Consider the following 5543-nt stretch of genomic DNA (forward strand, 5'->3'; position numbering starts at 1 on the left):
GGGCTTGAGCGCGGGCAGCGACAGGGCGTCGGTGAGCAGCGGGCGGAGGGCTTCGGGGTCGGGGAGGCGGGTGTCGTCCACGGAAGGGCCAGCGTGGCGTGGCGCGCGCGTGGTGGCTACCGGGATGTGCGGCGACGGTGCGCCAGCGTGCATTCCCCTCCTGGACGGCGGGGGATGGCCTGCTGCTACGGTCCGTGACACATGCACTTTCGTACCGTCCGTGGGTGGTGTCTGGGGCTCCTGCTGACCGTGTCCGCGACCCGGGCCTCCGCCGCGGAGCCGCCGTCGCAGGGCGTGGTCCTCGCCGCCGAGCCGCGGACCTTCGCGGAGGCGAAGGCGCTGCCTCCCAAGCTCACGGAGTCCGCTGCCTGCGACCTGGGTCTGGGCAAAACCCCCGACCTCATTGTCTCCCAGACCGTGGACGTGACGCAGGCCCTCCCGGACTTCTGCCGGCCCGCCGAGGCGGTCATCACCCAGAAGCTGTCCCTGCCAGACGGCTCGCACGTCGAGCGCCGCTTTCGCGTCGTGGATGACGCTCCGGGCACCCAGCTGCCACCGCCTCCTCCGCGCCCTCGCATCCGCGTCCGCTGCGATGCGCGGCGGTTGGAGCTGTCCGTGGAAGGCGTGCCCGAGTCCCCCTCGTTGACGCTGGAGCCCATTGGCATCGGCGTCACCTCCGGCTCGGTGAAGTTCCGGGTGTCCCGTGACAGCGAAGCCCGCTTCCTGCCCCTCCTGGCCCGCGACGACGCCGGGGCGCGCAGGGCGCTGGAGGAATGGGACTTCCTGGTGGGCAAGGGCGTCCCCTCCCGCATGTACGTTCGCGACGCGAACCTGCCGGAGGCGGACAGCGTCGCGGGGCTGGCCGTCGCGCTCGAGCGCGCCCGGAACCGCGCCACCCTGGCCGCGGGCGAAGACGTGGAGCAGTACAGCCCTCGGGATGTCCTGGCTCCGGACCTGGAGGGAGACCGGCCGCCGTTGAAGACAGGCGCTCCCGAAACCATCGGCGAGGTCCAGCCGTCCGAGTCGGACTCGGACCTGTTCTGGCGCCAGGGACGGCTGTGCGTGGTGCAGCAGGACACCGGCAAGCGGATGCGCTGCTACGACCCCATGGCGCGGCGCTGGGGCAAGGCCGTCCCCGTGGACCGGGGTGACGGGAGCCTTCGCATGGGGCGCTGCGGCGTTCCCCTGGGGACCCGGAACGTCCGTCCTCCTGGAGGGTTCCCGCCTGAATTGCGTTTGTCTTCCCGGGCCGTCCTGTTCTGGACCGGCGGGGTCCACGGGGCGCAGGTCATGGAGGTCCCTGATGGGGATGGCCCACCGCGCCTGCGCGCGCCGGAAGCGGAGGAACTGAAGAAGGCGATGCTCGCGTCCACCGGCTCGCGGCTCTTTGGCGAAGGCCGCTTCATCCTGGACGAGGACCGCAAGCAGTTCTGCTCCGTGCGCAAGCCCCTGGGGTGCTGGTCCCTGCGATGGGGCGGTCAGGAGGATGAGGGCGCCAATCAGTTGTCGGAGGCCCGCGTATCTCCGGATGGCCGGTGGATCGCCTACCTTCGCGACGCTCCTCCGAGCAAGGTGGACTCGGATGAACGGACGCTGAGCCTGGTCGTGCGCTCTCTTGAGCTGGGGCCGTACGTCGCGCCTCGGGTGCTCGCTTCGACGGAAGCGCCGCTCGCGCGGACGGACGTGGTGATGCCGAAGCCGGTCTGGGACGGGCCCGCGCTGAAGTGGGACGACAACGACCGCCTCGACCGGGCGCGGATCTCCTGCGACCTGGGCCAGGACCCACGCATTCCTTTCGAAATGGAGACGCAGCGCATCGTCTCGCCGTACGACCCCCTCAGCCCCGCGGACAACTGTCACGGCGGCTGGGTGAAGCTGCGTCAGGAGTTGACCGCACCCGGGAACCTGAAGTTCGTGCGCTACGCCACCGCCATCGCCGGGGACAGCCGGTCGTTGGAAGGCGAGGTGGAAGGCGACGTGAAGATGCGCTGCCAGCCGGGCCGCATGTCGCTGTGGGTCGATGGTGTGCCCGACTTCCCGGCGTTGACGCTGACCGCGAACATGGGCGCGTTCGGCGCGGTGCGCTGGGCCCTGGCGCAGGAGACCGAAGCCCGGCTCCAGGCACTGCTCGCCCGCGACGACGCGTCTGCTCGCGAGGCCCTGGAGGCCTTCGCGCGGCTGGTGAAGTGGAATGAGGACTCGCGCGAGGTCTCGTACGGGAAGACGCCGAATGAGGACGGGCGCATCTCCCGCATGGGTTGTGTCTCCACGGCGCTGGAGGCCATCGCCGCCCGGCGGGCGCTCGCGGACGGGGTCCATCCGGAGCTGCACGGCTCGCTGAAGACAGACGGCGCCTGCGCCGAGCGCTACGGCATGCGTGCCCTCCAGCAGCGGCTCCATGCGGCCACGCTTCCGCTGCCGCTGCGTGTCGGGGAGATGAAGGGCAGGGCGGAGGTCATCGGCCGGGTGGAGTCCGTTCCCAGCATCCCTCCCGAGCGCGGGCCTCAGGTGTATTGGAGGGATGGCACCCTGTGCCAGGTCCAGCCGGATGGCGCACAGGTGCGCTGCTACGACCCGGCGGCGCGCAAGTGGGGCCCCCTGGTCAACAAGCAGGACCGCCCGTTCCCGCGAGAGGAACTGCTCCAGAAGTCCGAGTATCACCCGGGCGCGTGCTACCCGATGGGAGGCCGCTCCGTTCCCGTGTCGGAACAGCTGCGGGACGTCCTGCCGTTGTCGCCGAGGGCCTCGCTGTTCGCGGACACTTCGCCCGGCGAGCTGGCTCCGGAGTTCAAGGTCCTCGAAGTCCCCGGGGACGCGGGCCCCGTGCGCACGCGTGCCCCCACCGCGGAGGAGCTGGTGCTCGCGGCGCGCGCCGGCGGAGGATCCGCCTTGCTGGAGGGCAGGTTCCTGCTGCACGCCCCGAAGAACGAACGCTCACCGTGGCTGTGCACGGCGGTGCGCCCGTGGAGGTGCTGGAGTCTGGACCTGGAGTCCGAGGCCTACGCCGTGTTCGCGGCCATGGCGTCGCCCGATGGCCGCTGGCTGTCCTACGTGCGGGTTGCCCGGCAGAAGCCATACATCGAGGAGCTCATGCTGCTGCCGCTGCCGCCCATCCCTTGAGAGCCTCAGCTCGCGACGGCCTCGGCGGCCTGGGGAAGCTGGTCCGCGTCCCCGAAGGTCTTCCACAGCCAGGTGTTCACGTCGAAGCGCGGGTCGCCCAGCTGGCGCCCCAGGTCCATGCCGTCCCAGGCCAGGCGCTGATCCTCCGGAGGCCCCATGTCGCTGAGCGTGCCCGTCAGCTTGTTGAATTGTTCCTCGGGGAAGCTCTCGTTGGAGGCGCCGAACATCGCGTAGAAGGCCAGGTGGTGGGTCGGGTCCTCGTCGAGGTGGCCGGTGCGAAAGCCGGTGGGCGGGAGCGGGTGCGGGTGGTTGAGGTTCCAGCGCTGCTCCCGTTCCGACGTCAGGCCATCCAGGCCGGAGTCCGTGCCCGCGAACAAGAGGCCCAGGTCGCGCCCGGCCTCCGCGCCATGGATGCGCGTGATGGAGCCGTCGCCGGTGGTGAGCAGCCAGCGGACGCGCTGGGCCGCGTGGGAGAACAGCTCCAGGGTGAGCCGTCCTTCGCGGCGCTCCTCCTGGGCCCGCTCCCGGAGGAAGTCGCGCCGCAGGTGGGCATGTTGCCGGAAGAACTCGCGCACCGCCGCCACCCGCCGCGCCGCGACGGCGGTCAGCCAATGTCCCCGGGCATCCATGAAGGCCACGGCCTCCACCTGGATGGCACTGTCGGAAAGTGGCGGCGGAGGATCAGGACGGTGCGCCATGAAGGTTCTCCCGGGGAAAGAGACACCGGAAAGGTCGGAACGCTTCACGGGGCCGGGAGTGGGGACTCCCCCACGCTTGTCTGCCATTGCGCATCACGGGGGCAAACCGTGCGCCCATGCGCATTGACCCGGGCCGCCCGGGTGTCAGGCGGCGTCCGGTGATGTGGGGCCTCCCCCTTCCGCACCGGGGAGCACGGACTTCAGGGCCTTGAGCAGCCCGACGGCCGTGACGGGCTTCTGCAGGAACGAGCCGACCGGGTGGTCCGCCAGCGCCTTGCGGCTGGCGCTCGTCATGACCACCACCGGCAGCTCGCGCAGGTGCTCCTGGTTCCGCATCCGCGTGAGCAGGCCGCGGCCGTCCAGGAGCGGCAGCATCAGGTCCAGGAGCAGCACGTCGGGCGTGCCGGCCTCCAGCTCCCGCAGGGCCTCCAGTCCGTTGCGGGCCACCTGCACCTCGAAGCCGGCGTCCTGCAACACGTCCCGGATGGCGTCCGCCAGGGTCTCCTCGTCCTCCACCACGAGGATGCGTGACATCACCCGTCCTCCCCGGCCCGGCCAGGCCCGCCGGATGTCAGCCTGATTCCCGTGGAGGCCCTGGACCCCTGGACGCGGGCATGGGGCTGCCCGGTGAGCACGGCCTCCAGCGCCACGTACGACTCCCCGACGCGCGGGCCCTCGTTCGTGATGCGCAGCTCGCGCAGGAACGGGTCGTTGGCGCTGTCGCGCATCTTCAGCACCGTGATGAGCCGGTGCAGCTCGCCGTGCAGCTCGAAGAAGCGCAGGAAGACCACGTTGTCACAGATGGCGTCGATGCCCCGGATGGGCGAGTGCAGCTCCGGGCCGAACATGTCGTTCGTCTGCTGGGTGATGAGCAGGGTGACGTCCCGCTCGCGCAGCGCGTTGATGAGCGCGGTGATGAAGCGCGTGGTGCGCTCCGGGTCGATGGCCTCCTTGGCGAAGGGCTCCAGGCCATCCAGCACCAGCCGCCTCACGCCCTGCTCCTTCACCAGCAGTATCAGCTCCTGGGCCATCGCATCGGGCAGCGTCTCCACCGGCGCGCGCGCCTCCAGCCGCAAGAGCCCCTGGCGCTGCAGCGGCTCCAGCTCCAGACCGACGTTCTGGCACTTGAGCGTGAGCTGCGCGCCGCTCTCCGCGAAGCCGAAGTAGAGCCCCGGCTCTCCCTTCTTCGCCCCTTCCTCCAGGAACGACATGCCGATGATGGTCTTGCCGCTGCCCGGGCTGCCCATGATGAGCGTGGAGGACCGGGTGACGAGCCCCCCGGAACACATGGCGTCCAGCCCCTCGATGCCCCAGCGGCTGCGGTCGCGCGGGTCCGCCAGCTTGCGGGGCGTCTCGCGCATCACCGCCTCGAAGCGCGGGTAGATGCTCACGCCCTTCTCGTCGATGAGGAAGGTGTGCCGGCCCGGGATGTTGTTGCTGCCACGGAACTTGGTGACCTCGATGCCGCGCGTGGCCTTGAGCCCGATGAGGTCCGCGCTCAGGGCCACGACGCCGTCGACGACGCCGAACTCGGGGCCCGTGCCCTTCTGCGTCTCCGTGTTCAGCAGCAGCGTCGTGCAGTCCAGGGCGGCCAGCCGCACGTTGAGCGCCTGGAGCAGCTCGCGCAGGTCCTCGTCTGGCCGCAGCCGCTCCTTGAGGACCATGAGGCCGTCCACGCTGAGCAACCTGGCGCCACGCTCCCGGACCGTGCGGACCAGCATGTCC

Annotated in this window: 4 protein-coding genes; 1 reads left to right on the plus strand and 3 read right to left on the minus strand. The window is 70.6% G+C overall.

The annotated features are described in order from the left end of the window. Positions 1–201: 201 nt before the first annotated feature. Positions 202–3120 carry a PD40 domain-containing protein gene (locus D7X55_RS35005; protein WP_121725317.1) on the plus strand — a complete coding sequence of 973 codons (2919 nt, stop codon included), beginning with the start codon at positions 202–204 and terminating at the stop codon, positions 3118–3120. A 5-nt stretch (positions 3121–3125) separates the two neighbouring features. Here the strand turns inward: D7X55_RS35005 and D7X55_RS35010 are convergent, their stop codons facing one another. The 3 genes from D7X55_RS35010 to D7X55_RS35020 form a co-directional block, all read right to left on the minus strand. Beyond that, positions 3126–3818, minus strand: coding sequence for a hypothetical protein (locus tag D7X55_RS35010; protein WP_121725318.1), 693 nt, complete (start codon positions 3816–3818; stop codon positions 3126–3128). A 144-nt stretch (positions 3819–3962) separates the two neighbouring features. Further along, positions 3963–4352, minus strand: a complete 390-nt coding sequence (locus D7X55_RS35015) for a response regulator (protein WP_121725319.1) — start codon at positions 4350–4352, stop codon at positions 3963–3965. After that, positions 4352–5543 (minus strand): ATPase domain-containing protein (locus tag D7X55_RS35020; RefSeq protein WP_147470329.1); only part of this gene is annotated, 1192 nt, incomplete at its 5' end. The genes D7X55_RS35020 and D7X55_RS35015, both read right to left, overlap by 1 nt.

Source organism: Corallococcus sp. AB049A (genome assembly GCF_003668885.1).
In the GTDB taxonomy this organism is placed as follows: domain Bacteria; phylum Myxococcota; class Myxococcia; order Myxococcales; family Myxococcaceae; genus Corallococcus; species Corallococcus interemptor.

Excerpts from the sequence above, each read along its gene's own strand:
- D7X55_RS35005 (WP_121725317.1), top strand. The coding sequence starts at position 202 with ATGCACTTTCGTACCGTCCGTGGGTGGTGTCTGGGGCTCCTGCTGACC.
- D7X55_RS35010 (WP_121725318.1), bottom strand. The coding sequence starts at position 3,818 with ATGGCGCACCGTCCTGATCCTCCGCCGCCACTTTCCGACAGTGCCATC.
- D7X55_RS35015 (WP_121725319.1), bottom strand. The coding sequence starts at position 4,352 with ATGTCACGCATCCTCGTGGTGGAGGACGAGGAGACCCTGGCGGACGCC.